This is a genomic window from Burkholderia glumae LMG 2196 = ATCC 33617, from assembly GCF_000960995.1.
Classification (GTDB): Bacteria; Pseudomonadota; Gammaproteobacteria; order Burkholderiales; family Burkholderiaceae; genus Burkholderia; species Burkholderia glumae.
Window position 1 is genome coordinate 1,433,548 of the sequence record NZ_CP009435.1, and the last position, 25,499, is coordinate 1,459,046.

23 protein-coding genes are annotated in these 25,499 nt (G+C 70.0%); 10 read left to right on the forward strand and 13 right to left on the reverse strand.

What is annotated here, in order from left to right; translation table 11 throughout:
• Positions 1 to 2: 2 nt before the first annotated feature.
• The 3 genes from tagF to KS03_RS19130 all read right to left on the reverse strand — a co-directional run bounded on the left by tagF (position 3) and on the right by KS03_RS19130 (position 5,984).
• Positions 3 to 995, reverse strand: coding sequence for a type VI secretion system-associated protein TagF (gene tagF, locus KS03_RS19120; protein ID WP_012734488.1), 993 nt, complete (start codon positions 993 to 995; stop codon positions 3 to 5).
• Entirely contained in the window at positions 992 to 4,867 is a 3,876-nt protein-coding gene (tssM, locus tag KS03_RS19125) for a type VI secretion system membrane subunit TssM (RefSeq protein ID WP_017433311.1), read from the reverse strand. Before tssM ends, tagF begins: the two co-directional genes overlap by 4 nt.
• A 265-nt stretch (positions 4,868 to 5,132) precedes the next feature.
• The gene (locus tag KS03_RS19130; protein ID WP_012734490.1) at positions 5,133 to 5,984 is read right to left on the reverse strand and encodes a M15 family metallopeptidase; all 852 of its coding nucleotides are present in this window, start codon (positions 5,982 to 5,984) and stop codon (positions 5,133 to 5,135) included.
• A gap of 123 nt (positions 5,985 to 6,107) precedes the next feature.
• Between KS03_RS19130 and KS03_RS19135 the strand changes: the two genes are divergently transcribed.
• Both KS03_RS19135 and KS03_RS19140 read left to right on the forward strand, forming a co-directional pair.
• The gene (locus KS03_RS19135; protein ID WP_012734491.1) at positions 6,108 to 7,067 is read left to right on the forward strand and encodes a hypothetical protein; all 960 of its coding nucleotides are present in this window, start codon (positions 6,108 to 6,110) and stop codon (positions 7,065 to 7,067) included.
• Positions 7,068 to 7,452: 385 nt separating this feature from the next.
• Positions 7,453 to 8,487, forward strand: a complete 1,035-nt coding sequence (locus KS03_RS19140; RefSeq protein WP_026051673.1) for a transporter — start codon at positions 7,453 to 7,455, stop codon at positions 8,485 to 8,487.
• A gap of 72 nt (positions 8,488 to 8,559) precedes the next feature.
• On the opposite strand, the gene KS03_RS30240 is transcribed toward KS03_RS19140, so the two are convergent.
• Together KS03_RS30240 and KS03_RS19145 are read right to left on the reverse strand one after the other, a co-directional pair.
• A complete protein-coding gene (locus KS03_RS30240) occupies positions 8,560 to 8,712 on the reverse strand; it encodes a DUF1427 family protein (protein WP_012734493.1) in 153 nt (50 codons plus the stop codon).
• A gap of 41 nt (positions 8,713 to 8,753) precedes the next feature.
• A complete protein-coding gene (locus tag KS03_RS19145) occupies positions 8,754 to 9,731 on the reverse strand; it encodes a quinone oxidoreductase family protein (protein WP_012734494.1) in 978 nt (325 codons plus the stop codon).
• A gap of 165 nt (positions 9,732 to 9,896) precedes the next feature.
• Between KS03_RS19145 and KS03_RS19150 the strand changes: the two genes are divergently transcribed.
• From KS03_RS19150 to KS03_RS19165, 4 genes are all read left to right on the forward strand, one after another.
• Positions 9,897 to 10,820 carry a LysR family transcriptional regulator gene (locus KS03_RS19150; RefSeq protein WP_012734495.1) on the forward strand — a complete coding sequence of 308 codons (924 nt, stop codon included), beginning with the start codon at positions 9,897 to 9,899 and terminating at the stop codon, positions 10,818 to 10,820.
• A gap of 204 nt (positions 10,821 to 11,024) precedes the next feature.
• On the forward strand, positions 11,025 to 11,504 hold the full coding sequence (locus KS03_RS19155; protein ID WP_035981347.1) for an LEA/WHy family protein: 480 nt from the start codon (positions 11,025 to 11,027) through the stop codon (positions 11,502 to 11,504).
• A 170-nt stretch (positions 11,505 to 11,674) separates the two neighbouring features.
• Positions 11,675 to 12,808 carry a methyltransferase gene (locus tag KS03_RS19160; RefSeq protein WP_012734497.1) on the forward strand — a complete coding sequence of 378 codons (1,134 nt, stop codon included), beginning with the start codon at positions 11,675 to 11,677 and terminating at the stop codon, positions 12,806 to 12,808.
• A 210-nt stretch (positions 12,809 to 13,018) separates the two neighbouring features.
• The gene (locus KS03_RS19165; RefSeq protein ID WP_012734498.1) at positions 13,019 to 13,882 is read left to right on the forward strand and encodes a class I SAM-dependent methyltransferase; all 864 of its coding nucleotides are present in this window, start codon (positions 13,019 to 13,021) and stop codon (positions 13,880 to 13,882) included.
• 43 nt (positions 13,883 to 13,925) lie between these two features.
• On the opposite strand, the gene KS03_RS19170 is transcribed toward KS03_RS19165, so the two are convergent.
• Positions 13,926 to 14,507, reverse strand: coding sequence for a DUF1415 domain-containing protein (locus tag KS03_RS19170; protein WP_012734499.1), 582 nt, complete (start codon positions 14,505 to 14,507; stop codon positions 13,926 to 13,928).
• 93 nt (positions 14,508 to 14,600) lie between these two features.
• On the reverse strand, positions 14,601 to 15,215 hold the full coding sequence (locus KS03_RS19175; protein WP_012734500.1) for a TetR/AcrR family transcriptional regulator: 615 nt from the start codon (positions 15,213 to 15,215) through the stop codon (positions 14,601 to 14,603).
• A 164-nt stretch (positions 15,216 to 15,379) separates the two neighbouring features.
• Between KS03_RS19175 and KS03_RS19180 the strand changes: the two genes are divergently transcribed.
• The 3 genes from KS03_RS19180 (at position 15,380) to KS03_RS19190 (ending at position 18,923) form a co-directional block, all read left to right on the forward strand.
• The gene (locus KS03_RS19180) at positions 15,380 to 16,666 is read left to right on the forward strand and encodes an MFS transporter (protein ID WP_012734501.1); all 1,287 of its coding nucleotides are present in this window, start codon (positions 15,380 to 15,382) and stop codon (positions 16,664 to 16,666) included.
• Between the two features lie 152 nt (positions 16,667 to 16,818).
• Positions 16,819 to 17,421, forward strand: a complete 603-nt coding sequence (locus KS03_RS19185; protein ID WP_012734502.1) for a nitroreductase family protein — start codon at positions 16,819 to 16,821, stop codon at positions 17,419 to 17,421.
• A 242-nt stretch (positions 17,422 to 17,663) separates the two neighbouring features.
• On the forward strand, positions 17,664 to 18,923 hold the full coding sequence (locus KS03_RS19190) for an Hsp70 family protein (protein WP_012734503.1): 1,260 nt from the start codon (positions 17,664 to 17,666) through the stop codon (positions 18,921 to 18,923).
• A 241-nt stretch (positions 18,924 to 19,164) separates the two neighbouring features.
• On the opposite strand, the gene KS03_RS19195 is transcribed toward KS03_RS19190, so the two are convergent.
• Positions 19,165 to 19,368 (reverse strand): cold-shock protein, encoded by a 204-nt coding sequence (locus KS03_RS19195; RefSeq protein WP_012734504.1) that lies wholly within the window; start codon positions 19,366 to 19,368, stop codon positions 19,165 to 19,167.
• 434 nt (positions 19,369 to 19,802) lie between these two features.
• Here KS03_RS19195 and KS03_RS19200 point away from each other — a divergent pair, with 434 nt between their 5' ends.
• Entirely contained in the window at positions 19,803 to 21,401 is a 1,599-nt protein-coding gene (locus KS03_RS19200) for an APC family permease (protein WP_012734505.1), read from the forward strand.
• Between the two features lie 101 nt (positions 21,402 to 21,502).
• Here the strand turns inward: KS03_RS19200 and KS03_RS19205 are convergent, their stop codons facing one another.
• The 5 genes from KS03_RS19205 to prfA all read right to left on the reverse strand — a co-directional run bounded on the left by KS03_RS19205 (position 21,503) and on the right by prfA (position 25,454).
• Positions 21,503 to 22,294 carry a DODA-type extradiol aromatic ring-opening family dioxygenase gene (locus KS03_RS19205; protein WP_012734506.1) on the reverse strand — a complete coding sequence of 264 codons (792 nt, stop codon included), beginning with the start codon at positions 22,292 to 22,294 and terminating at the stop codon, positions 21,503 to 21,505.
• 177 nt (positions 22,295 to 22,471) lie between these two features.
• On the reverse strand, positions 22,472 to 23,068 hold the full coding sequence (locus tag KS03_RS19210) for a UbiX family flavin prenyltransferase (protein WP_012734507.1): 597 nt from the start codon (positions 23,066 to 23,068) through the stop codon (positions 22,472 to 22,474).
• Between the two features lie 7 nt (positions 23,069 to 23,075).
• A complete protein-coding gene (gene grxD / locus KS03_RS19215) occupies positions 23,076 to 23,387 on the reverse strand; it encodes a Grx4 family monothiol glutaredoxin (protein WP_012734508.1) in 312 nt (103 codons plus the stop codon).
• A gap of 115 nt (positions 23,388 to 23,502) precedes the next feature.
• Positions 23,503 to 24,351 (reverse strand): peptide chain release factor N(5)-glutamine methyltransferase, encoded by an 849-nt coding sequence (gene prmC / locus KS03_RS19220; RefSeq protein WP_012734509.1) that lies wholly within the window; start codon positions 24,349 to 24,351, stop codon positions 23,503 to 23,505.
• 20 nt (positions 24,352 to 24,371) lie between these two features.
• Positions 24,372 to 25,454, reverse strand: a complete 1,083-nt coding sequence (gene prfA, locus KS03_RS19225) for a peptide chain release factor 1 (protein ID WP_012734510.1) — start codon at positions 25,452 to 25,454, stop codon at positions 24,372 to 24,374.
• Positions 25,455 to 25,499: the final 45 nt, after the last annotated feature.

Below are 25,499 nucleotides of genomic sequence, written 5' to 3' on the forward strand. Positions count from 1 at the left end.
CGTCAGGCTCCTGCGACGAAGGCTTCGCGGAACGTGTCGATCGCCACGCGCAGCGACAGTTGCGGTTGTTCGAGGTAGCTGACGAGTTTGCTGGTCGCGGGATCGTGTTGCGCATGGGCATCGACCCATTCCGGGTCGTCGATGTCGATGTTGTGTTGCGAATAGGTCTGCGGATCGACCACGCTGTGCAGCGTCCGGGCCGAGGCGCCGTTGAAGCCGATGATCAGGCGCTCGCGCTCGGCGATGGAGCCGATGAAGATCGCCAGCTCGAAATCGGCCTGCGAGACGAACGGCGCGATCAGCTCCATCCAGAACGCCGCCACCAGGCTGCGATAGAACGGATCGACCGGCAGCGGCAGCGTGAGCCCGCGCTCGATGTGCGACGAGCCGCTTTGCATCACCGGGCGCAGCAGCGAGCCGAGCGCGAGCATCGCGCCGCGCAGCTTCACCGGGTGGCCGCTCGCGAGCAGCATTTGCTCGAGCCCGAACAGCGACTGGTGCTCGACGAAATCGTTGAACGTGCCGTCGTGCGCGCTGCCGGGGCCGCCGGTGTCGATCGGCACCTGCGCCTCGCCGAGCGCCTGCAGCGCGCCGGGCGGCTCGTCGCTGCCCAGCAGCGGACGCATCAGCGTGGCGGCGCGCTGCCAGAGCCGCGCGAACGCGAGCGGGCTGCGCGCGACGAAGGTGAGCGGCCGGTCCACCTCGAGCGCGGTGGCGGCGAGGAACGGAAAGCGCCGGTTCGAGGCGTCGTGGCTGGCCACCATGTGGCCGGCGATGGCGAGCTTGCTGCGCGTGCCGATGAACGCGAAATGCATGGGCCGCGCGTTCTCGTAGACGATCTTCCAGCGCGGGTCGTCGGCCAGCAGCTCCATGGCCTGCGCGATCCAGCGGTCGAGCGTCTGCAGCAACTGCGGGTTGTGCGCGCTCTTCACGAAGTCGCCGCGCGACGGGATCTTGCCGAAATAGGCGATCTGAGCCTGGACCGTTTGCGTCATTGCGCCCCCTGTGCGTTCGATGCGTTGGCAGCCGCGCCCGTGGCGGCCGCGGCCGGGCTCACGCCGGACGTGGCGGCCGGCGCCTGTGCCGTCGCGTTGATGGCGCCGCTCGCGCTGGTGTTGGCCACCGACGAGGGCAGGTGCATGCCGCGCAGGCTCTGCTGCTGCGGGGCGTCGCCGCCGCTGCCGCCGCCCGACGGCTGCGAGGTGCTGATGATGCGCATCGTCACCGACACGCTCACGCCGCCCTGCGTCCACGTCAGGTCGAAGGTGCCGTCCGGGCGGCGCGTGCGCTGCGCCGAGTTGATCAGCTTCTCCAGCCCGTAGCGGCCCGGCTCGTTGACGAGCTGCAGCGTGCGGCCGTCGAAGGTGGTCGCCGACAGCGTGGCGCCCGGCGAGCCCGACGGATTCGGCCAGACGAAGTTGGTCCACTGCGGCGGCGTGTTGCGGTAGCGCAGCTGCTGGCCGTCGATCGCGATGGTGTACTCGGTCGTGCCGCTGCTCGGCTGCGGCAGGATCTGGAACACCGTCTGCGGCTCGGACGAGGCCGAGCTGGTGGCGGCGCCGCCCGCCAGCGGCGCGACCCAGCTCGCGAAGCCGTTGGTGAACTCCGGCGTCAGCGCCAGGCCCATGTCGCCCCAGGTGCGCGCGGTCAGCGTGTCGCCGCGGCGCACCGCGAGCGGGCCGAGCGTGGTGCCGACGAACTTCGCGATCGAGCCGTCCGGGCCGAACACCTGGGCGATCTCGGAGGCGGCGGCCTCGACCTTGGCGCCCGGCGAGAACGGATACTTGTTGGCCAGCGACGACTGGAACGGCTGGTAGACCTGCGCGTTCCAGACCTTGTTGACTTCCACCGAGGCCGGCTGGATCACCACCGCGAACGCCTGCATCAGCGGACGCACCAGCAGCGGCCGCAGCGAGCGGCGCTGCGAGTCGGTCAGGCCGGTCAGCATCTGCTCGTCCACGTACTTCAGCGAATCGGCCAGCTCGGAGCCGTTGCCGTCGAGCGTCTGCTGCATCAGCTGGCGCGCGCCGGGGCCGGGGTCGCCCTGGTTCTTGATCACGTTGAAGCGCGTGCGCACCTTCGAGAGCGACTCCATGTAGCCCTTCAGCATCGACTGGCCGCCGTCGTGGGTCTGCACGATCCGGGCGAGCCCGATGAACTCCTGGCCGATCGGCCCCATCGGCACCTCCACCGGATTGCCGTTGATGTCGATGTTGGCCGCGAGCTGGCCGCCGCGCTGGCGCGAGAACCACTGCTTGACCCAGCCCACCACGCCCGTCTGCGCCTTCTTCAGCGTCACGCTGGCCAGCGAGGGGTTGTCCCACGAGGTCTGCTCGTAGGCGGTCTCGAGGATCTTGCGGATCGGCGAATCCTGCGGGTCGCCGAGCCGGTTCATCGCATCGACGGCCTGCCCGAAGCTGCCGAAGTTCTGCACCGCGATGCCCTGCATGAACTTCTGCCAGTGCTGCGCGTACTCGGTCTTGTACATGCCCACCAGCACCTTCTGGATCTGCTCGGGGCTGCCTTCCAGCGTCAGGTCGTCCTGCGAGGCGGTGTTGAGCACCCAGTCCTTGGCCTGCAGCTCCTTGGTGGCCGCGTCGCGGATCGCCGGCTGCACGTAGTCGAACCAGGCGTCGCGCGTGAAGGTGCCGGGGATCGCGTAGCTGCCCGCCACCAGCGAGGCGTTCTCGTCGCCGACGATGCGCGCGACGGTCATCGGCGCGTAGCGCGTCGAGGCGCGCGCCTTGATTTCCTCGTAGACGCGCTGGCGGGCCGGCATGCCGCGCACCACGCGGCGCAGGTTCTCGCGGGTCTGGTCGATGAGCGCGAGGTTCGCGTCGATCATCGGCCAGTCGTTGTCCTGCACGCGCGAGAGATAGAACGTGATCATCCGCTCGGCGCTGCGGATCATCTCGTCACGAGGCATGTTGCCGCGGTTGGTTTCCAGCCAGCCGCGCCAGAAGCGCGCGATCTGGTCGGTCAGGTGGGCCTGCTCGACGTGCCGCTTGTCGGACAGCATCAGGTAGGTCTTCAGTGCGTTGTAGGCGTCCTCGACATTGGTGGGCGAGGCGTCGTTGTAGAGCCCGCCCTGCGCGCGGCTGGCCAGCGCGGTCTTGTCCGAGACCGGCACCGCGCCCGATTCGGGCGCGCGCGTCATCGGCGCGAGCTGGTCCGGATGCGCGTTCACGTCCTTCAGGAACGCGGCGAGGTTGTCGGCCACCGGCGCGAGCATGATCTGGCGCACGCCGTTGTAGTACTCGGTCAGCAGGTGCTCCTCGAGCCGGTCGCCCTGGTAGAGCCCGAGCGAGACCGCGATCGGCTTGTCGTGGCGGAACTGCTCGAGCTGCTCGATGCGGTCCTCGAGGATGTCCATCGCCTGCAGGCGCGACTGCAGGTCGTTGCGGTTCTGCTCGAGCTTGGCGATGTTGTCGAGGTCGGCCTGCACGTTGGCCACCAGCTGCTGGTTGCCGATCGTCGACCAGGTCCAGCCGCCCAGCGCGAGCGCGAGCGCGGCGACGAACGCGAAGAAGGTCGCGTAGCGCATCCGCGTCTTGGCGGGGCTCGCGAACTGGCGCACCGTCTTGCGGTCCTCGAAGATCACCTTCGAGAACAGGTCGCGCAGGAAGAAGCCGTTCTTCGAGAACGCGCTGGGCGGCTTGGGCAGCGCGGTGCCGTCGAGCGCGAAGCGCGCCGCGATGCGCTGCGCGGCGGCGCTGTTGGTCTCGCCTTCCTGCAGCGCGCTGGTGAAGTAGAAGCCGCGGAAGATCGGCTTGTACTGGAACGGGTTGTTCTCGAACAGCGTGGCGAGGAACGCGCGCAGGGTGGGCTTGATCGAGGCGAATTCGAGCGGGAAGCTCAGCTGGCCCGGCGAGAGGATGTTGCCGCGGCTGATCGCGAGCTGCGCGACGCTGATCTCCTTGAGGCCGTCGTAGAGCTCCTCGAAGCGCTCGTCGAAGAGCGCCACCACGTCGCGCTTCTCGTCGGGCTCGTAGGGCAGCGTGGCGCCCCACACGCGGTCGTACTCGGCGCGGTCGCTGTTGCTGAAGAACTCGGTGAAGCCGGTGATCAGGTCGGCCTTGGTGAACATCACGTAGACCGGCGCGAACACCTCGAGCTTCTCGGTCAGCTCCTGCACGCGCTGGCGCAGGTTCTTGGCGAGGTTGATGGCGAATTCGGGGCGGTTGCCGGTCAGCTCGGCGATGCTGGCCGTGACGATGATGCCGTTGATCGGCGCCTTCGGGCGGTGCTTCTTGAGCAGGCCGAGGAAGCCGAGCCATTCGCTGCGGTCCTCCTCGTGCACCGAATAGCGGCCCGCGGTGTCGAGCAGGATGCCCTCGGTGGTGAAGAACCAGTCGCAGTTGCGGGTGCCGCCGATGCCGTGGATCACGGCGCTGTTCTTGTCGGCGAACGGGAACTGCAGGCCCGAGTTGATCACCGCGCTGCTCTTGCCCGCCGCCGGGTTGCCGATCACGATGTACCACGGCAGCTCGTAGAGCGCCGAGCCGCCCGAGACCTGGCCGATCTTCGAGCTCTTGATGGTCTTGACCGTATCGACGAGGCGCGTGCGCAGCGTGTCCAGCTCGGCCTGCTTGGCCGGCTCGACCGGCGCGGCGGCGGCGGCCGGGCTCTCGACCGAGGCCTGTTCCTCGAGCATGTCGCCGAGCTTGCGGTTCGCGCGCTTCACCCGCAGCCGCCGCACCAGCTTCACGAGCAGCCACAGCACGACGAGCGCGGCGAGGATCGCGATCGGCCAGACGAAGCTGATCTGCAGGGCGTCCGCCACGATGAACAGGATCGCGGCGAGCGCGATGAACCCGAGGATCGAGAGCGTGCGCGGGTGAGTCAACACGTTGAGGATGCGTTGCATAGGACGGTCAGGTTCCGGTGCGAATCAAGGAGGCGAAGCGATGGCGCGGGCGCGCCGACAGCATGACGGCGGCTGATGACGTCACGCTGCGTATCCGGTGGAATCGTGCGGGGGCGGCGCATGCTCGGCGCGGGCCGGTCGCGGCGAGCACGCGCGGGCGGCCGCCGCGCATCCGGCGCGGCGCCCCCGGGCGCGTGGCTGGCCGGCTTGGCCGCCGGCGCTGTCGTTCATCTTCCCCATACCGCCCTCAGGTTTTGCGACGCCGTCACTGTGGCGGCGGATGTCCCAGCTTGAAGCCGGGTTTATGGAATTCGACGTGTCCGAGGTCCATCATCTTCCATCGGCCACCCCAGGTCAGGCCCACCTGCTCGGCGACCTGACCGTACAGCTGATAACCGCGCATGGCCCACGGGTCCTTCTCGGAGATCACCAGCTTGCCGTCGCGCAGGAACGCGTTGTCGGCCGCGAGACCGAACTGGTGATAGCTCTGGTACGCGGCCGCGTTCGTCACGTTCGTGCCCATCTGGGCAAGCCGGTTCTGCCGTTCGGGACTGCGATAGCCTTCGAGCAGCGCCATTTCGTATCCGTACTGCTCGTGCATGATCTTGTAGACGAGCAGCAAGCGCGTGCGGAAATCCGGATCGAGCAAGTTCCAGTCGCGACTCGCATCCTTCAGCGCGGGCCGGATCTGCTCGACTTCGCGGGTGGCGAAGACTTCGGGCGGCAGCGGCAACGGCGGGACGAGCTGTTCGCCTTGCAGCAGCGCGGCGATCTTTTCGTCGGGAACGCGTATGGTGTCGTCGTATTGGAATAATTGCCGACCGCGTAACGCAATCGCGATCAACGGAGGCGTCGCAAGAATACCTGCCGCGCCCATAATCAGCAAGCGTCGCCGAATCAGTAAATTTTGCAGATCGCTTAAAGAGTTTCGCGAAATTTTTGCCGATTTGAGAATATGGCCGCGAGTGCGCTGCGCTCGGTCCGAAACGCGCCGGCTTAATCTTCCGTGAAACTGCGCCACCGAGCCGAACAGGCTGGCCCGAACGCCCGGCAACAGGAACAAGGCGGCGGCCAGCACGGCGATGGCGAAATACGCGATCAGGACGACGGCAATCACTGAAATCCCCGAAATTTACAATCGATTGTCTTTTAGAAGTCTTGCTCTTAGAATCAGGCCTGCTTCGAGTCGGCCGGGCGATATTATTGCTGCGAATTAAACCAGGATTCAACGAGACATTGAATGAGTGCGCCGGAAGATTCAAATCGGAAAGCTCCACCCAGTCTGCTTTCTAACCCGGGCCAGAAGGGCGGGCAGAACGCATCGCGTATTCTCGCCAATCTCGAAGGGCGCGTGTCGCCGCAACAGAGCGCCGAGAGCGCCAAGCCGTCGCGTTCCCGCAAGGGGCCGCTCGCGGTGATCGCGCTTGCGGTCGTGGCCCTGGCCGGTTGGGGCGCATGGCGCATCCAGGCCCAGCAGGGCGCGGCGCCCGCCGTCACCGCGGCGGTCCCCGCCTCGGCCGCGTCCGCGCCGGCCGCCGTCGCAGCCGCGTCCGGCGCCGCTGCGGCGGCAAGCGGTACGCAGCTCGCGCAGGCCGCATCCACGCCGCAGACGGCGACCATCGTCAACGAGGAACCGGCCAGGGCCGATGCCGATGCGGACGCCTCGGGCGCGCGTGGCGCATCCGGCAGCCGGCTGTCTCAGGCGCTGGCCAACGGCGCGACCGATTCGAATGCCGCCGGCGGCGCGGCCCTCGCGGCCGCCGCGTCGAAGCACGAGGCCGCCGGCGAGAAACCGAAGACGAAGGCCGAGAAGCTGGCCGACGCGAAGCGCGAGAAGCAGGAAAAGCAGCAGGAGCGGCAGGAACTGGCCGCCAAGAAGCGTCACGACCGCCAGCTGGAGGCCGCCGCGAAGCGCCACCCCGCCACCGCGAGCCAGCATCGCGACGACCCCGACGCCGATCTGCTCGCCGCGCTGGTGGCCCGCACCAAGCCTGCCGATCCCGGCCCGCCGCCCTCGGCCAAGCCGAAGAAGGCCGTCGCGAAGGTCGCCGCGAACGAGGCCACGCTTGCCGCGCGCGTGAAGGAATGCGGCACGCGCGGCTTTTTCGAGGACCAGCTGTGCCGCTGGCGCGTGTGCGACGGCCACTGGGGCAAGGACCCGGCCTGCCCGAACTCGGCGAACCAGAACCGCCAGCCCTGACCGTCCCGGCCCCGACGGCCGGCAACCGGCCGGCCGCGGTGCCGCGCGTGCCTGACGCGGCGCCCCGTTGCGTCGCGCGGGTGCGCCCTCGAGTGACCCGTTTTCCGCCCGGCCGGCGGCTGCCGCCTTCGCGCCGCCCCGCCGCCCCCGCCTCGCGCCCGGCCGTTCGCGCGCCTCGCGCCGGATGGCTTGGCGCTCGCCCGCCTCCCTCGCTATGCTTGGCCGCCGGCCGCGATGACGGCCGCGGTGTCGTGCACGCGCGACGCGCCGATGACGAACGCGTGACGCGCCATCACGGTGACACGCGGATCGGCGACATATCGGGGGGCGCCGCGCGCGGCATGGCAAGGCGGCAGGGGCAGGGCCAGGATTCGCAGGACAGCCGATGAAACCAGAGATGATCATTCCCACCTACGGCGCCGACACTTCCGGCATGATCTGCGCGTTCCGCTTCGCGCCGGACGCGGCCGGCGTGCCGGTCGACGCGGCCGGGACCGGCGCGCTGCTGCGGCCCGAGGCGGCCGGCGACAGCAATGCGCCGCGCGAATTCCACTGGTTGCACTTCAATCTCGCGCACGGCGCGAGCGAGCGCTGGATGCGCGCCAATCTCGGCCTGCCCGAGACGTTCTACGAATTCCTGCGCGAGGGCTCGCACTCGACGCGCATCGAGCAGCAGGACGGGGTGCTGCGCGCCGTCGTCAACGACGTGATGTTCAGCCTCGACATGGAGGCGGCCGAGGTCTCGACGCTGTGGGTCTACGTCGACCGGCGCATGATGGTGACCGCGCGCCTGAAGCCGCTGCGCTCGGTCGATACGCTGCGCGAGAGCGTGCGGCAGGGCGAGCGGTTCCGCTCGCCCACCGAGCTGCTGATCCACCTGCTGCGCGATCAGGCCGACGTGATGCAGCACATCGTGCGGCGCGCGAGCGTGGACGTCGATCGCATCGAGGACCGCTTCCTGTCGCAGCGGCCCACCGCGAACCGCGACCAGCTCGGCTCGATGCGCCGGACCATGACGCGCCTGCAGCGCATGCTCGCGCCCGAGCCCGGCTCGATCTTCCGGCTGCTGGCCAAGCCGCCCGCGTGGCTGCTCGGCGCCGACGTGCAGGAGCTGCGCGAATCGACCGAGGAGTTCTCGCTGGTGCTGGCCGACCTGGCCGGCCTCGTCGAGCGGATCAAGCTGCTGCAGGAAGAGATCACCTCGCGCCTCGACGAACAGAACAACCGCACGCTGTTCACGCTGACGCTGGTGACCGTGATCGCGCTGCCGATCAACATCATCGCCGGCTTCTTCGGCATGAACGTGGGCGGCGTGCCGCTCGCCGAGAACAAGCATGGCTTCTGGCTGATGGTGCTGTTCGTCGCGCTGTTCACGGCGCTCGCCGCCTGGTGGGCGTTCCGGCGGCGAGGGGACCGCTAGCGCCAGGCGCGGCGGCACGGGTGCGGGCCGCCGGCAGCGCGGCCCCGCGCGTCAGGCCCGCGTGCCGCGCGATCAGCGCAGCCAGCGGACCGCCGCCTCGCCGATCACCATGCCGAGCAGTCCCACCAGCGCGACGAGCGGCGGCGCCGGCGAGCGCACGTTCAGGACGCCGTACAACAGGCCCACGCCGGCACCGACGCCGAGCGATACCGCATAGTCCGTCATTGCCGTTCTCCTGGCGCTGCGCTTGTCTCGGGCCGCGCCGCTCACGGCCGGACCAGCACGCGTTCGCGGGTGCCGCCGAGCACCGCCCGATAGGCGTCGCGCGCGCGTGCGAGCGGGTAGACGTGGTCGGCCGCGATCGGGAACGGCCGCAGCGTGCCGGCCTCGAAGGCGGGCGCGAGTTCGTCGAGGATGCGCGCGCAGGCGGCCCCGTCGAGCGCGAGCGAATCGACGCCCACGTAGGTGTGCTGGCCGCGATAGAACGCGAAGATGTCGAACGGCACGCTGCGCTCGATCGTCGAGATGAAGATCTGGCGCGCGCCGGTGGCCATCGCCGCGTTCGCCGCCGCGAAGTAGGGGCTGCCCACGGTGTTGTAGACCAGGTCGGCGCCGCGCCCGCCGGTCAGCGCGCGCACCGCCTCGGCGACGTCGCCGGCCGACGCGTCGATCATCGACACCGCGCCGCTCGCATGGCCGCGATAGCTGCCCGCGGTGCGCTCGACGCCGATCACCTGCGCTGCGCGCGCGCTGGCGAGCTGGATCGCCGCCTGCCCGACCTTGCCGTTCGCGCCGAACACCAGCACCACCTCGCCCGCTTGCGGCATGCCGGCGCGCCGCAGCCCCTCGTGGGCCGTGATGAACGGCACGCCCACGCCGGCCGCTTCGTCGAGCGTCAGCGCGGCCGGCTTGCGGCGCACCTGCTCGATCGCGAGCAGCAGCTGTTGCGCGTGCGAGCCGTCGCGGCGGATGCCCAGCTCGCCGCCCGAGCCCCACACTTGCGCGCCGATCCAGTCGGGCGGCCCGAGCCGCACCACGCCGGCCCAGTCGCGGCCCGGCGTGCGCGGCCAGACGGCGTGCGGCATGTTGCCGAGCGCGGCCTTCACGTCGCTCGGATTGACGCCCGCGGCGTGGACGTCGATCAGCAGCTGGCCGTCGTGCGTGACGGGCGACGGGCCATCCTGGAGCGGCGCGACGAGCGAGTCGAGGTCGCGGGCGGCGGCGGTGAGGACGATGCGTTGCATGGCGGGACTCCGGAGTCGATGGGCAATGGAGGCAGTCTAGGCAGCTGCGGTTGACGCGGAAATGCGCAAAGGCGCATCATCGCTTTGCGTAATACGCACAAGCGTGCCGAGCAGCCCATCGCCACCGTGCGCCGTTCCCTTCCGCTCGCGCTGCCCGCCCGCTCCATGGAAGCCCTTTTCTCCCCGCATCTGGCCGTGTTCGTCGACGTCGTCGAGCTGCAGAGCTTCTCGGCCGCCGCGCGGCGCCACGACCTGGCCGCCTCCTCGATCGCGCGGCGCATCGATCAGCTCGAGGCGCAGCTCGGCGTGCGCGTGCTGCACCGGACCACCCACGCGGTGCGGCCGACCGAGGCCGGACAACTGCTGTACGACCGCGCCAAGGCGCTGCTGGCCGGGATTCGCGGCCTGCACGCCGAGCTGCACCGGCAGCGTGACGAGCCGGGCGGGCTGGTGCGGATCGATTGCCCGGCGCCGTTCGGGCGGCTGCACCTGATGCCGGCCGTGGCCGCGTTCATGCGGCGCCACGCGGCGATCGTGGTCGAGCTGGTGCTGACCGACAGCATGGTGGACCTGCCCGGCGAGCGGCTCGGCGCCGACGTCGACCTGGCGTTGCGGATCGGCCCGGTGGCGGCCACGCGCTTCGTCGCGACGCTGCTCGCGCCGCAGCGGCGCGTGCTGTGCGCGAGTCCGGCCTATCTGGCCGCGCGCGGCACGCCGGCGTCGCTCGACGCGCTCGCGCGCCACGACTGCCTCGCCTGGCACGGCTCGCCGCCGCCCGGCGCGTGGCGCTTCGGCAAGCAGCGTCACGCGCCCGACGCGCCGCGCTTTCGCAGCAACCATTCGGAGGCGTTGCTGGCCGCCGCCGTCGAGGGGCTCGGCATCGCCCATCTGCCGACCTGGCTGGCCGGCGCGGCGCTCGCGAACGGCTCGCTGGTCGCCCTCGCCATCGCGGGCGAGGCCCCCGCGCTGGAGGACGCGACCATCCATCTGCTGCGCCAGCAGGCGGGCGGCGCGGCGCGCACGCTCGCGCTCGTCGAGTTCCTGCGCGAGTGGTTCGCGCAGCCGCCGTGGGAGCGGGCGGCGCGGTGAGCGCGGCCGGGCCGCGCGGTTCCGCCGATGTGAAGCCGATGTGAAGCCACGCTGGGCTGCCGCTGGGATGCCGTCAGGGAGCCGAGGAACTACGCGGCGGCCGCGCGGTCCAGTTCGCATGTGCGTCGCGAGTCGTGCTCGCGATCCCCGTTTGCGGCGGCCCCACGCGGCCGCCGCCTGATCCCCGTTACTGGAGAAATGCCGATGCAGCGCCGCAGCGCCGTCCGTCTGCTCGTGTTCGCAAGCCTGCCGCTGCTGACGGGCGGGTGTGCCGTGCTTGGCCGTGATCCCGTGCGGGTCGGCGTGGTGGGGCTGACGCCGCTCGCGGGGCAGGGGCTGGAGATGCGCTTCGAGCTGAAGCTGCGCGTGCAGAATCCCAACGACACGCCGATCGACTACGACGGCCTCGCGCTCGATCTCGAACTGAACGGCCGCCCCTTCGCGAGCGGCGTCAGCGATGCGCGTGGAGTCGTGCCGCGTTTCGGCGAGGTGGTGATCGGCGTGCCGATCACGGTGACGGCCTTCGCGGCCGCGCGGCAGGCCTTCGGGTTCGCCGACGCGGCGGCGGCCGGGCGCATCCCGTACCGCCTGAGCGGCAGGCTGCAGGCCGGCGTGTTCGGCGGCGTGCGTTTCACCGACGCCGGCTCGCTGAGCTTGCCGGCCGCGTCGGGAGGCGCTGACTGAGACAGGTGGCCCGGCACGCGCCGCTCTTGCTCAAACCGTTCGAGCGAGGCCGCGCGGGCGGTCGCGCACGATTGCCGCTTGGGCCTACCCGCGTGGCGGGAGATAATCGCGGCCTGCCGCCGTCAGCGCGGCGCTCCGTTTCCGATGTCTGCCGTCTTTTCCGAGTTGCCGTGACCGATTATCCGACCCTTCAATTTCATGACGCGAACGGCGTCGAATGCGCGCTGCGCTGGCGCTCCGAGGCCGGCTTGCCGCCGCCGAAGCGCGTGGTGATCGCCGACGACACGACCACGGCCGACGCCGCCTACCGGCTCGCCTGCGAAGGGACGGCGCTGGTCTGGCAGGGCGATTTCCAGAACGCGCGCCAGCTGCTGCAGGCGCTCGCGCGGCGCGTCGACCGGCGCGCGGGGAGGAAGGGCGCGCCGGCCAATCCGGTGGACGCCTTCAACCTGCACCGGCTCGCCCAGTCGCAGCGCGCGCGCACGCTCGGCATGCTGCTGATCCCGCTCGAGGCCGATTACTCGATCGCGCTGCGCCGCGCGCCCGACCTGCGCGAGGCCTGCATCGAAGCCTACGGCCCGGGCGGCATGCCCTCGGTCGCCTCGCTGCGCGAGTTGCTCGGCCTGATCGGCGCGCACGAATGGCGCAAGAAGGGCGTGGCGATCCCCGCGCTCGGCGCGCGCATCCATCCGCACTACGGCGTGTTCTCGCCGGTGCGCGGCGAGTACGTCGAGCTGGTGGCGCGCGCGCCGCTGCCCGCCGCGACGCTCGCGTTCGACATCGGGACCGGGACCGGCGTGCTCGCGGCGGTGCTGGCCGAGCGCGGCGTGGAGCGCGTGGTGGCCACCGACCAGGATCCGCGCGCGCTCGCCTGCGCGGCCGAGAATCTCGAGCGGCTCGGCTACGGCGCGCGCGTCGAGCTGCAGCGCGCCGACCTGTTTCCGGCGGGCCGCGCGCCGCTGGTGGTCTGCAATCCGCCCTGGGTGCCGGCGCGGCCGGGCTCGCCGATCGAATCCGCGGTCTACGATCCGGACAGCCGGATGCTGAAGGGCTTCCTGGCCGGGCTCGCCGCGCATCTGACGCCGGGCGGCGAGGGCTGGCTCGTGCTGTCCGATTTCGCCGAGCATCTGGGGCTGCGCACGCGCGCGGCGCTGCTCGGCTGGATCGAGGCGGCCGGCCTCGTGGTGCTGGGCCGCGATGACATCCGGCCGGTCCACCCGAAGTCCAGCGACGCCGCCGATCCGCTGCACCGCGCCCGTTCCGCCGAACTGACCTCGCTCTGGCGGCTCGGCGCGCGCGCCTGAGGTCCGCCCGAGGCCCGGCCAGGACAGCGCGCGGCGCCCCAGCCGGCCGTGCGCCGGCGGCGCGGCGGCGGGCGTCCGTCGCCGCGCCGTGGCGGCCGGATTCGCGCCGCGCCCGGGGCGCCCGCGCGAATTTCGGTAAACTCTCGTCATTCCACCCGTTTCCCGCCGACGCCGCGCCGGTTTCCCGGTGCGGCGCCGGCCGTCCGCACGATGTCGAACAAGACCTACGAAGTCCGTCCCGAGCAATCGGTCGAGCTGCTCAAGGAGCTGCATATCCTGACGCGCGACGGCAAGATGAATCAGGACAGCCGCCGCAAGCTGAAGCAGGTCTATCACCTGTACCAGTTCATCGAGCCGCTGCTCGAGAACGTCGCCGCCGATCGCGGCGGCGTGACCCTGGTCGACCACGGTGCCGGCAAGTCCTATCTCGGCTTCATCCTCTACGACCTGTTCTTCAAGTCGCGCCCGGCGGCGAACTCGCACATCTACGGCATCGAGACGCGCGAGGAGCTGGTCGAGCGCTCGACCGCGCTGGCCGCGCGGCTCGGTTTCGGCGCGATGTCGTTCGAGAACCTGTCGGTGGCCGATTCGATCCGGTCGCCGAAGCTGCCCGAAACCGTCGACGTGGTGACCGCGCTGCATGCCTGCGATACCGCCACCGACGATGCGATCCGCTTCGCGCTGGCCAAGCGCGCGCGGCACATCGTGCTGGTGCCGTGCTGCCAGGCCGAGGTGGCCGGCGTGCTGCGCCGTAACAAGGGCAAGTCGCTGGCCAGCGCGCTGACCGAGGTCTGGCGCCATCCGCTGCACACGCGCGAGTTCGGCAGCCAGATCACCAACGTGCTGCGCTGCCTGCAGCTCGAGGCGCACGGGTATCAGGTCAGCGTGACGGAGCTGGTCGGCTGGGAGCACTCGATGAAGAACGAGCTGATCATCGCGCAGTACAAGAACCTGCCGCGCCGCAAGCCCGCCGAGCGCCTCGGCGAGATCCTCGCGATGTTCGGGCTGGCCGAGCTGAACGAGCGCTTCTTCGCGCCCGAGGCGAGCGGGCAAGCGGCTGCCGCGCACGGCTGAGCCGCGCGCGGCGCCCGCCCGGGCCGGTGCGCCCGGCTTTCGGTCACGCGCCGGTACTTGCCGTCCCGGGGCCGGGTTCGCCGCCCGCCATCCAGTCGCGCCAGCCGTCGTGGCCGAGGCGGCGCAGCGTCGCCTGATTGCGCTCGTAGATGTCGGCCGCGTCGGGAAACGCCTGCACCGCGCGGTCGATGCTCGCCTCGCGCAGCAGATGCAGGATCGGATAGGGCGCGCGGTTCGTGTAGTTCTCGATGTCGTCGGCCTCGGTGCCGTCGAACTGGTACTGGGGATGGAAGCTCGCGATCTGCAGCGTGCCTTCGAGCCGCAGCTGGCGCAGCAGGCGGTCGGCGAACTGCAGCGCGTCGTTGAACTCGGCGAACTCGGCGAACGCGCGCGGATAGATCAGCAGCGTGGTGTCGATCGCGTCCGGATCGGCCGCGTCCAGCGCGCGCAGCTCGCGTTCGAGATCGTCGAGCGCGTCCTCGAGCGAGGCGGCCTCGCTGACGGCGTAACGCACCTGTTCCTTCACGTGGACGCCTTTCGCGAACGGGCACAGGTTCAGGCCGATGACGGCGCGCGTGAGCCAGTGGCGCGTGGCGGCGAGGATGTCTTGATGAGGATCGTTCATGGTCGAAGCGGCTAAGGCGGCGACCGGCATTGTAGCGGGCGCGCCGCCGCGCATCACAGGTGACGCAAACAGCCGGGCCGGCGCGGCCCGGGCTCAGGCGCAGGCCGCGTCGATCATCATCCGCACCACCTGCGGCGCGCCGCCGATCGGGCTGTGTTCGGCGCGGTAGGTCTGGCTGGCCGCGTAGATGCCCTCCAACACCAGCGCCAGCCCGTCGGCCAGCAACTGCGGATCGCGCGCCCCGGCCTCGGTGGAGAGCGCGACCAGCCGCTGCATCAGCTCCTGCTTGTTCTCGGCCACCGACACGCGCGCCGGGTGCGCGGCATCGGGAAACTCCACGGCGACGTTGATGAACGGGCAGCCGCGGTAGGTCGGCTGCCGCGCGCGCTGCGCCAGATCGTCGACGAGCTGCAGCAACTGCGCCCTGGCATCGCCGGGCAGGCGCGCGGCGGCGGCGTCGAAGCGGCGGAAGTAGTTGGCCTTCTTGCGCTCGAGATAGGCGAGCACGAGCTCGTCCTTCGACGCGAACTGACGGTACAGGCTCATCTTGTTCACGCCGGCGCGCTCGACCACCGCCTCCACACCCACCGCGCGCACCCCTTCCTGATAGAACAGCGCCTCGGCCGCGTCGAGCAGCTGCGTGTAGGCGGTCGCGGCGGCGGTCGGCGAACGGCGCGACCGCGCGGGTTGGGAGGGGGAAGCAGGCATCAATCACCTCGACGGCATCGGGTCAATTTCGACGATGCTTGACATGTTACTGATCGGTCACTACGATCGCAAGCTCTTGTGACCGAGTGGTAACGCGCGGTCCTCGTCAACGGGTCGGGGCCGGCGGCATGCCGGGCGCACTGCGGCCGCAACGGGAGTGCGGGATGAACTGGATGATGGCGGCGGGCGCGCGGGGGCGCTTCCACTACGGCTGGATCGCGGCGGCGGTCGTGTTCCTGGTCCTGCTCGCGGCGGCCGGCACGCGCGCCACGCCGAGCGTGCTGATGGTGCCGCTCGAGCACGAGCTCGGCTGGAGCCGCGCGACGATCTCGCTGGCGATCTCGATCAACATCGCGCTGTACGGCCTGACCGGGCCGTTCGCGGCCGCCGCGATGCAGCGCTTCGGGCTACGGCCGACGGTGCTCGCCGCGCTGGCGGTGATGGGCACGGGCGTGGCGCTGTCGTCGATGATGACGGCCACCTGGCAGATGGTGCTGATCTGGGGGGTGATGGTGGGCAGTGCCACCGGCGTGGCCGCGCTGACGCTGTCGGCCACGTTCGTGAACCGCTGGTTCGTGGCGCGGCGCGGGCTCGTGATGGGCATGCTGACGGCCAGCTCCGCCACCGGACAGCTGGTGTTCCTGCCGATGCTGGCGGCGATCGCGCAGCACCACGGCTGGCGGCCGGTGGTGCTGGTGGTGGCGCTGGCGCTCGCGGTGGCGGTGCCGCTCGTGATCTTCCTGCTGCCGGAGCGGCCGGCCGACCTGCAGCTGCGCCCCTACGGCGAGCCGGACAACGCGCCGCGCTTGCCGGAGGCCGCGAAGCAGAACCCGCTCGCCGCCGCCTTCGACGCGCTGTTCGACGCGGCGCGCCGGCGCGACTTCTGGCTGTTGTTCTTCAGCTTCTTCATCTGTGGCGCGAGCACCAACGGCTATATCGGCTCGCACCTGATCGCGATGTGCAGCGACTACGGCATGAGCGAGGTGCAGGGCGCCTCGCTGCTGGCGGCGATGGGCGTGTTCGACCTGATCGGCACGACGCTCTCGGGCTGGCTCTCGGACCGCTACGACAGCCGCGTGCTGCTGTTCTGGTACTACGGGCTGCGCGGGCTGTCGCTGATCTACCTGCCGCAGGCGTTCGGCATCGACTTCTTCGGGTTGCCGCTGTTCGCGGTGTTCTACGGGCTCGACTGGATCGCCACCGTGCCGCCCACCGTGCGGCTGGCCACCGACATCTGGGGCAGGGAGCGCGCCCCGGTCGTGTTCGGCTGGATCGTCGCCGGCCACCAGCTCGGTGCCGCGTTCGCCGCGCTCGGCGCGGGGCTGCTGCGCGCGAGCCTCGGCACCTATACGCTCGCCTCGATGATCTCCGGCGGCCTTTGCATCGTCGGCGCGGTGATCGTACTGCGCATCAAGCGCGGCCGCGTGCGGCCGGTGCCGCAGGCGGCCTGAGCCCGCGCCGCCCGCGCCCGGGGACGGCGGCTTCCCGCGCCGCCCTGGGCGCGCCGGGCGGGGGCGGCCGCCGCGTGATACGCGCTGGACGGTGAACGAGTATGCTGGCGATTCTCCGGGGCTAGAGCCCTTTTTGACCTACGAGGCCATGCATGTCCGTTAATTCCGCTCCCACCGCCGCGCCGATTCATGAACTGCTTGCCGGCCGCTGGAGTCCGCGCGCCTATTCCGACCAGCCGGTCAGCGCCGAGCACCTGCACGCGGTGCTCGAGGCCGCGCGCTGGGCGCCTTCCGCCTACAACGCGCAGCCCTGGCGCTTCGTCGTGTTCGACCGCTCGCGCGACGAGGCCGCCTTCAAGAAGGCGTTCGCCACGCTGGTACCGTTCAACCAGGGCTGGAACGCGCCGGTGCCGGTGCTGATCGCCGTGACCGCGCACACGCTGACCTCGAAGGGCGAGCCGAGCAGCACGGCGCTCTACGACGCCGGCGCGGCGGCCATGTCGCTGGTGCTGCAGGCGCATGCGCTCGGCCTGGCCGCACACCAGATGAGCGGCTTCGACCCGAAGGCGTTCCGCGAGGCGTTCGCGGTGCCGGCCGACGTGGAGATCATCGCGATGATCTCGCTCGGCCACTACGGCGACGCCGAGAAGCTCGATCCCGTGCTGCGCGACCGCGAACGGGCGCCGCGCACGCGCCACGCGATCGGCGAGGTGATCTATCAGAGCGGTTGGAAGGTGCCGTTCGCAAAGCGCTGAGCGCGCCGGCCGCGCCGCGTGGCGGCGGGCGCCCGGCGCCGCGGGGTCCGGCGTGCCGTGCCGCCATCGCCCGCCCGGCGCCGTTTCTCCTCGCGCCTGCCGGCGGCGGCGGGCGGGCGCCGGCTGCCCGGCCGACCCGGCCCCGAATTTCTCGTGCGCGGGCCCCGTTGTGGCGGCCCGCGCTTCTGTGATAAAAAAGCCCCCCTTTCCGCTTCGCGCCCGCCCAGTCGGCGACCTTTCCCATGACTTATTGCGCGATCGATTTCGGCACCTCCAATTCGGCCGTCGCGTTGCCGGATCCGGACCACCCGGGCGCGATGCGGCTCGCGCCCGTCGAGGGCGATCACCTGACCCTGCCCACCGCGATCTTCTTCAACAACGACGAAGGCTCGCGCGAGTTCGGCCGCACCGCGCTCGCGTCGTACATCGACGGCTTCGACGGCCGGCTGATGCGCTCGATGAAGAGCATCCTCGGCTCGCCGCTCGCGGAAACCACCACCGACCTCGGTGACGGCAGCGGCATCGCCTACACCGAGGTGATCGCGATCTTCATGCAGCACCTGACGCGCAAGGCCCAGGCCTGCGCGGGGGGCGTGATCGAGCGCGCGGTGCTGGGCCGGCCGGTGTTCTTCGTCGACGACGATCCGCGTGCCGACCGGCTGGCCGAGCAGCAGCTCGCCGCGGCCGCGCGTTCGGTGGGGCTCAAGGAGGTGAGCTTCCAGTACGAGCCGATCGCGGCCGCGTTCGACTACGAGTCGCGGCTGTCGGCCGAGTCGCTGGTGCTGGTGGCCGACATCGGCGGCGGCACTTCGGACTTCTCGCTGGTGCGCGTGGGCCCCGAGCGCATGGCGCGGCTCGAGCGCAAGGGCGACGTGCTGGGCCATCACGGCGTCCACGTGGCCGGCACCGACTACGACCGCCGCGTCGAGCTGGCCGCGATCCTGCCCGCGTTCGGCTACCGCTCGCTCGACCCGGAGGGCCGCGAACTGCCGAACCGGATCTACTTCGATCTGGCTACCTGGCACCTGATCAACACGGTCTACACGCCCAAGCGCCTGGCCGAGCTGAAGCTGATGAAGCACCTGTACGTGGACACCCGCCAGTTCGACCGGCTGGTGCGCGTGGTCGAGCAGCGCCTCGGCCACGCGCTGACCGCGCGCGCCGAGGAGGCGAAGATCGGCGTGGCGGCGGGCGGCCAGACCCTGATCGACCTGAACGACGTGGAAGAGGACCTGCAGATCGCGTTCGACGCGGCGCGCCTGATCGAGGCCAGCGCGGACGACACGGCGCGCATCGTCGAGGCCGCGCGCGAGACCGTGCGGCTGGCGGGCATCGCGCCGCGCGAGGTGGGGGCGCTCTACTTCACCGGCGGCTCGACCGGCCTGTCGTTCCTGTCGGGCGCGCTCGCGGCCGCGTTTCCCGACGCCGAGCCGGTGTTCGGCGACCGTCTCGCGAGCGTGGCGACCGGGCTCGGCATCCACGCGCGGCGGCTGTTCGGCTGAAGGCCGGTGGCCCGCGTGGTGGCCCGTCTGGTGGCGAGGCGGTGGCGATGCCGCGGCCCTGCGGGCGTCGTCGTGACGCGCCCTGCCGGCGCCGTCCGCGCGGCGCATGTCCGTCCGCCCGAGCGACGCGAATCCGCGAATCGATTTCGGAACCCATCACGCCCGATGCGAAAGCGGGGCGGAGAAAACGAAAACCCCGCCGAAGCGGGGTTTTTTATTCAGGCGAAGATATCGCGCGAACTTACAGCGGCTTGATGTTCGCTGCTTGCAGACCCTTCGGGCCGGTCTTCACTTCGAATTCGACCTTCTGGTTCTCTTGCAGCGTCTTGAAACCGTCGACACGGATTTCCGAGAAGTGCGCGAACAGATCGTCGCCGCCGCCTTCCGGCGTGATGAAGCCAAAACCCTTAGCGTCGTTGAACCACTTGACGGTGCCGGTTGCCATAACTTGTTCCTAAAAATGGTGAGACAGGGCGAAACGCCCGGGAGGTGCATGAAAATCAAGGAAGGGGGTAATGGGGCCGACCGGAGTACCGTTGATGGGCGAACTACGAAAGTACCTATTCACTCGCCGCTTGAAATCCTGCCCGGCCGTTATACGTGAAAATACTGCGACGGTCAACCTTGAAATCGGATTTCCTAGGGGAAACCCCAAAAAATTCGCGGCATCACGCTTACAAAGCTTGCTGATATCTCCACTTTTTTGTAGATGGCGAATGATTTTGCCGACAAGCGCGAGGTGCAACCGAGTACACTACGCGCCGCACGGCAGGGTTGTCCTCGACCCGGCAACTCTGGCACCCAAATAGGCCGGCGCGACGGAGCCGAACGATCTTCGGCCCGTCAGGACAAGGCTTTTTGAGAGACATAGGAGAGGTTGTGAACAGTTCTATTCAACGGAACATTGGCCCGATCGCACTGATGCTGACGGGTCTCGGATCGATCATCGGATCCGGCTGGCTTTTCGGGGCCTGGAAAGCCGCGAAAATCGCCGGCCCCGCCGCCATCTGCGCCTGGATCATCGGTGCCGTCGTGATCCTGGCGATCGCGCTCACCTACGCGGAACTGGGCGCGATGTTCCCCGAGTCGGGCGGCATGGTGCGCTATGCCCGTTACTCGCACGGCTCGCTGGTCGGCTTCATCAGTGCCTGGGCGAACTGGATCGCGATCGTCTCGGTGATTCCGATCGAGGCCGAGGCGTCGATCCAGTACATGAGCACCTGGCCCTACCAGTGGGCACACAACCTGTTCGTGGACGGTTCGCTGACGACACCCGGCCTGCTGCTCTCGGCGCTGCTCGTGATCGTCTATTTCATGCTGAACTACTGGGGCGTGAAGCTGTTCGCGCGCGCCAACTCGGCGATCACGGTGTTCAAGTTCCTGATCCCGGGCCTGACGATCCTCGGCCTGCTGCTCACGAGCTTCCACTCGGACAACCTCGGCATGACCACCAGCGACGCGTTCGCGCCGTATGGCTGGTCGGCGGTGCTGACCGCGGTGGCCACCAGCGGCATCGTGTTCGCGTTCAACGGCTTCCAGAGCCCGGTGAACCTCGCCGGTGAGGCACGCAACCCGGCGCGCAGCGTGCCGTTCGCGGTGATCACCTCGATCCTGATCGCGCTCGTGATCTACGTGCTGCTGCAGGTCGCCTACATCGGCGCGGTCGATCCGACCGAAGTCGCGAAGGGCTGGAAGCATTTCGATTTCGCCTCGCCGTTCGCGGAGCTGGCGATCGCGCTGAACCTGAACTGGCTCGCCGTCCTGCTTTACGTGGACGCGTTCGTCAGCCCGAGCGGCACCGGCACAACCTACATGGCCACCACCACGCGAATGATCTACGCGATGGAGCGCAACAACACGATGCCGAAGATGTTCGGCACGGTGCACCCGCTCTACGGCGTGCCGCGCAACGCGATGTGGTTCAACCTGCTGGTGTCGTTCGTGTTCCTGTTCTTCTTCCGCGGCTGGAGCTCGCTCGCGGCCGTGATCTCGGTGGCCACCGTGATCTCGTACCTGACCGGCCCGATCAGCCTGATGGCGCTGCGCCGGGCGGCCCAGGACCTCGAGCGTCCGCTGTCGATCCCTGGCATGAAGCTGATCGCGCCGTTCGCGTTCGTCTGCGCCTCGCTGATCCTGTACTGGGCGAAGTGGCCGCTCACGGGCGAGATCATCCTGCTGATGGTCGTCGCGCTGCCGGTGTACTTCTATTTCCAGGCGAAGTCGGGTTGGAGCGGCTGGGGCCGCGACCTGAAGGCCGCCTGGTGGCTGGTGGCCTATCTGCCGGTGATGGCGATCCTGTCGCTGGTCGGCAGCAAGCAGTTCGGCGGTTCGGGCCTGCTGCCCTACGGCTGGGACATGCTGATCGTCGCGCTGGTTTCGCTCGGCTTCTACTTCTGGGGCGTCAACACCGGCTATCGCACGCAGTATCTGGAAGAGCGCGAGTCGCACGACGAGATCCTCGACAACGTCGGCGCGTAAGCGCTGCGCTCGCCGCACCCGCCGTCAGGCGCGGTGCGGCGGTAAAAAAAAGCCCGCCCGGCACGCCCGGGCGGGCTTTTTGCATGGTGAGCCGACGGCGCTCAGGTCGCGCCGGGGGCGAACACGTAGTTCGTCATCGCCAGCACGCGCTGGTAGGTGCCGAGCGCCTGGATGCCGAGGCGGTAGTCGTCGTCGGCCGCGCCGAGCGCCGCGAACACCGGCAGCAGGTGCTCGTCGGTCGGATGCATGCGCTGCGCGTGCGGCGCCAGCCGGCGATAGTCGAGCAGCGAGTCGATCTCGCGCCGCGCGAGCCGTTCCTCGAACCAGCTGGTGAATTCGTCGACGCGCGGATCGGCGTCGGCCGGCGTCGCGCCGAAATCGGCCTCGCGCAGGTTGTGCGTGATCTGGCCGGAGCCGATCACCATCACGCCCTCGTCGCGCAGCGAACGCAGCGCGCGGCCGACCCGGAAGTGGTGCGCGGCGTCCGAGCGCGGCTGGATCGACAGCTGCGCCACGGGGATGTCGGCCTCGGGAAACATCAGCAGCATCGGCACCCAGGCGCCGTGATCGAGCCCGTATTCGGTGGTGGTGGCGGCGATGCCGGCCCCGCCGAGCCGCGCCGCCGCCTGGCGCGCCAGCTCGGGCGCTCCGGGCGCCGGGTAGCGCAGCGCGTAGAGCTCGCGCGGGAAGCCGTGGAAATCGTGGATCGTGTCGGGCCGCGTCGCGATGCTGGCGGCCGGCGCGAGCGTGCACCAGTGCGCGGACAGCATCAGCACCGCGCGCGGGCGCGGCAGTTCGGCGCCCAACTGCGTGAAGGCCGGCGCAGGCAGGGACGGGTCGATCGGCAGCGTCGGCGCGCCGTGGGACAGGTAGAGCGAGGGAAGGCGGCTCATGGCGGGGGACCGGGAATCGTGACGACTGCGACTATAGGCGTTCGCGGTCCTTCGATAAATCGGCCTGGAAGGATTTGATTGATTCCCAACGGTTGTCAATCGGGTGCGTGACGGCCCATCCGGTACGCCGCACCGAGGCGTGCGCGGGCCGGGCGCCCGCAGCGTGGGGCGCGCGGCTCAGCCGGCCTCGGCCAGGCCCGCCCAGGGCGCGGTGCGCGCCGCACCGATGCCGAACATGTCGATCACGCGCGTGACGGTATGGTCGACGAGTTCGTCGATCGAGGCGGGCAGGGCATAGAACGCCGGCAGCGGCGGGAAGATCACGCCGCCCATCTCGGTGACGGCGGTCATGTTGCGCAGGTGGGCGAGGTTGAACGGCGTCTCGCGCACCATCAGCACGAGCCGGCGCCGCTCCTTGAGCGTGACGTCGGCCGCGCGCGCGATGAGATTGTCCGACAGCCCGTGCGCGACGCTCGCGAGCGTTTTCATCGAGCACGGCGCGATCACCATGCCGTCGGTCGCGAACGAACCCGAGGCGATGCTGGCGCCGACGTCGCGCACCGCGTGGACGACGTCGGCGCGCGCCTGGACTTCGTCCTTGGACAGCTTCAGCTCGTGCTGGATATTCAACCAGCCGGCGGCCGACACGAGCAGGTGGGTTTCGACACCGCCCGCCGCGCGCAGCAACTCCAGCAGGCGAACCCCGTAGATCGCGCCGGTCGCGCCGGTAATCGCGACGATCAGGCGCCGCGGCGGCGCGGGGCGTGCCTGCATCGAACGCTCAGGCCGCGGCGAACAGCTGCTGCAGTTCGCCCGACTGGTACATCTCCATCATGATGTCCGAGCCGCCGACGAATTCGCCCTTCACGTAGAGCTGCGGGATGGTCGGCCAGTTCGAGAAGGACTTGATGCCCTGGCGGATCTCCTCGTCCTCGAGCACGTTGACGGTCTTGATCTGGTCGACGCCGCAGGCCTTCAGGACCTGGATCGCGCGGCCCGAGAAGCCGCACATCGGAAACTGGGCGGTGCCCTTCATGAAGAGCACGACCGGGTTTTCGTCGACGATTTGCTTGATGCGTTGTTGGGTATCCATGATGAACCTTGCTGATGCGGGGCGTGAGAGAGGAAATGATACTGGATTTCGGCCTGCCCGACCGGCCGCTTCTGCGCGGCTCGGGCGTGGCCTGGCCGGCCGGCTCGCCTGCCGGTCAGCCGGGCCGGCGGCCGCCCGTGGTGCGCTCGATCGAGGCCAGGTCGGCAAGCGAGGCCACCTCGCGGAAGCCGGCCTGCAAGAGCAGCGCGCGCACCGCCTCGGCCTGATCGTAGCCGTGCTCGATCCAGAGTTCGCCGCGCGGCAGCAGGAACGCGCCGGCACCCGCCACGATGCGGCGGATCGCGGCCAGGCCGTCGGCCTCGTCGGTCAGCGCGCCGCGCGGCTCGAAGCGCAGGTCGCCCTGGTCGAGATGCGGATCGTGCCGCGCGATGTAGGGCGGATTGCTGACGATGGCGTGAAAGCGCGCCGCCGGGCCGAGCGCGGCGTACCAGTCGCTTGCGAGCAAGCTCACGGCGCCGCCGGGGCGCGCGTCGTCGAGCAGCCGCGCCGCGTTGCGGCGCGCCACGGCGAGCGCGGCGGCCGAGCGGTCCAGCGCGGTCACGCGCGCGTCGGGCCGCGCGGCGGCGATCGCCAGCGCCACCGCGCCGCTGCCGGTGCCGAGATCGAGCACGGCGGGCGCCGCGATGCCGTCGAGCGCGTCGAGCGCGGCCTCGACCAGCAGCTCCGTCTCGGGGCGCGGGATCAGCACGTCGGGCGTGACCTCGAACGCGAGCCCGAAGAATTCGCGCGAGCCGACCAGCTGCGCGACCGGTTCGCCGGCCGAGCGCCGCGCCTCCAGCGCGCGAAAGCGCTCGGCGGCCGCGGCCTCGAGCGGCGCGTCGGCGCGCGTGATTAATTGGGTGCGGCTCCAGCCGAGCACATGCGCGAGCAGGATGCGCGCGTCGACGGCGTCGAGCGGGCTGGCGCGCAGCAGGCCGGCCGCGGTGACGGGCGAGGCGTTCATGACGATCGGCGCCGCCCGCGTCAGTCCGCTTCGCCGAGCGAGGCGAGCAGCTCGGCCTGGTGCTCGCTCGCGAGCGAGGCGATCAGCTCGTCGAGGTCGCCGTCCATGATCGCCTCGAGCCGGTACAGCGTCAGGTTGATACGGTGGTCGGTCATCCGGCCCTGCGGGAAGTTGTAGGTGCGGATCCGCTCCGAGCGGTCGCCCGAGCCGATCAGGCTCTTGCGCGTGGCCGCTTCCCGGGCGTGCTGCTCGTGGTACTGCTTGTCCTTGATGCGCGCGGCCAGCACCTTCAGCGCGCGATCCTTGTTCTTGTGCTGCGAGCGGTCGTCCTGGCACTCCACCACGATGCCGGTCGGCAGGTGGGTGATGCGCACCGCCGAGTCGGTCTTGTTGATGTGCTGGCCGCCCGCGCCCGAGGCGCGGAACGTGTCGATGCGCAGGTCGGCCGGGTTGATCTCGACTTCCGCGATCTCGTCGGCCTCGGGCATCACCGCCACCGTGCAGGCCGAGGTGTGGATCCGGCCCTGCGTCTCGGTGGCCGGCACGCGCTGCACGCGATGGCCGCCCGATTCGAACTTGAGCCGCGAATAGGCGCCGTGGCCGGCGATGCGCACGATCACTTCCTTGTAGCCGCCGAGGTCCGAGCCGCTCTCCGACATCATCTCCACCTGCCAGCGCTGGCGCTCCGCGTAGCGCAGATACATGCGCAGCAGGTCGCCCGCGAACAGCGCCGACTCGTCGCCGCCCGTGCCCGCGCGGATCTCGACGAAGATGTTGCGGTCGTCGTTCGGATCCTTCGGCAGCAGCATGGTCTGCAGCTCGGCCTCGAGCCGCGCCATGCGCTCGCGGGCCTCGCGGATCTCCTCCTCGGCGAACTCGCGCATCGAGGCGTCGGCCAGCAGCTCCTGCGCGGCGGCCTCGTCGCCGCGCGCGAGGCGCCATTGCGCGTATTGCTCGACCACCGGGCCGATTTCGGCGTGTTCGCGCGTGAGCTTGCGGTATTGGTCGAGATCGGCGGTGACGTTTTCGCGGCTCAGCAGTTCGTTCAGTTCGGCCAGCCGGCTGGAAAGCTGGTCGAGCTTGCTTTGCATGCTCGTTTTCATGATCTGGAGCGATGCTCCCGGGCGAGGAATCGAAAGGAAAAAGGG

What these genes read in the sequence shown, in the direction of transcription:
- tagF (WP_012734488.1), bottom strand. Translation starts at nt 995, where the DNA reads ATGACGCAAACGGTCCAGGCTCAGATCGCCTATTTCGGCAAGATCCCG.
- tssM (WP_017433311.1), bottom strand. Translation starts at nt 4,867, where the DNA reads ATGCAACGCATCCTCAACGTGTTGACTCACCCGCGCACGCTCTCGATC.
- KS03_RS19135 (WP_012734491.1), top strand. Translation starts at nt 6,108, where the DNA reads ATGAGTGCGCCGGAAGATTCAAATCGGAAAGCTCCACCCAGTCTGCTT.
- KS03_RS19140 (WP_026051673.1), top strand. Translation starts at nt 7,453, where the DNA reads ATGAAACCAGAGATGATCATTCCCACCTACGGCGCCGACACTTCCGGC.
- KS03_RS30240 (WP_012734493.1), bottom strand. Translation starts at nt 8,712, where the DNA reads ATGACGGACTATGCGGTATCGCTCGGCGTCGGTGCCGGCGTGGGCCTG.
- KS03_RS19145 (WP_012734494.1), bottom strand. Translation starts at nt 9,731, where the DNA reads ATGCAACGCATCGTCCTCACCGCCGCCGCCCGCGACCTCGACTCGCTC.
- KS03_RS19150 (WP_012734495.1), top strand. Translation starts at nt 9,897, where the DNA reads ATGGAAGCCCTTTTCTCCCCGCATCTGGCCGTGTTCGTCGACGTCGTC.
- KS03_RS19155 (WP_035981347.1), top strand. Translation starts at nt 11,025, where the DNA reads ATGCAGCGCCGCAGCGCCGTCCGTCTGCTCGTGTTCGCAAGCCTGCCG.
- KS03_RS19165 (WP_012734498.1), top strand. Translation starts at nt 13,019, where the DNA reads ATGTCGAACAAGACCTACGAAGTCCGTCCCGAGCAATCGGTCGAGCTG.
- KS03_RS19170 (WP_012734499.1), bottom strand. Translation starts at nt 14,507, where the DNA reads ATGAACGATCCTCATCAAGACATCCTCGCCGCCACGCGCCACTGGCTC.
- KS03_RS19175 (WP_012734500.1), bottom strand. Translation starts at nt 15,215, where the DNA reads ATGCCTGCTTCCCCCTCCCAACCCGCGCGGTCGCGCCGTTCGCCGACC.
- KS03_RS19180 (WP_012734501.1), top strand. Translation starts at nt 15,380, where the DNA reads ATGAACTGGATGATGGCGGCGGGCGCGCGGGGGCGCTTCCACTACGGC.
- KS03_RS19185 (WP_012734502.1), top strand. Translation starts at nt 16,819, where the DNA reads ATGTCCGTTAATTCCGCTCCCACCGCCGCGCCGATTCATGAACTGCTT.
- KS03_RS19190 (WP_012734503.1), top strand. Translation starts at nt 17,664, where the DNA reads ATGACTTATTGCGCGATCGATTTCGGCACCTCCAATTCGGCCGTCGCG.
- KS03_RS19195 (WP_012734504.1), bottom strand. Translation starts at nt 19,368, where the DNA reads ATGGCAACCGGCACCGTCAAGTGGTTCAACGACGCTAAGGGTTTTGGC.
- KS03_RS19205 (WP_012734506.1), bottom strand. Translation starts at nt 22,294, where the DNA reads ATGAGCCGCCTTCCCTCGCTCTACCTGTCCCACGGCGCGCCGACGCTG.
- KS03_RS19210 (WP_012734507.1), bottom strand. Translation starts at nt 23,068, where the DNA reads ATGCAGGCACGCCCCGCGCCGCCGCGGCGCCTGATCGTCGCGATTACC.
- grxD (WP_012734508.1), bottom strand. Translation starts at nt 23,387, where the DNA reads ATGGATACCCAACAACGCATCAAGCAAATCGTCGACGAAAACCCGGTC.
- prmC (WP_012734509.1), bottom strand. Translation starts at nt 24,351, where the DNA reads ATGAACGCCTCGCCCGTCACCGCGGCCGGCCTGCTGCGCGCCAGCCCG.
- prfA (WP_012734510.1), bottom strand. Translation starts at nt 25,454, where the DNA reads ATGAAAACGAGCATGCAAAGCAAGCTCGACCAGCTTTCCAGCCGGCTG.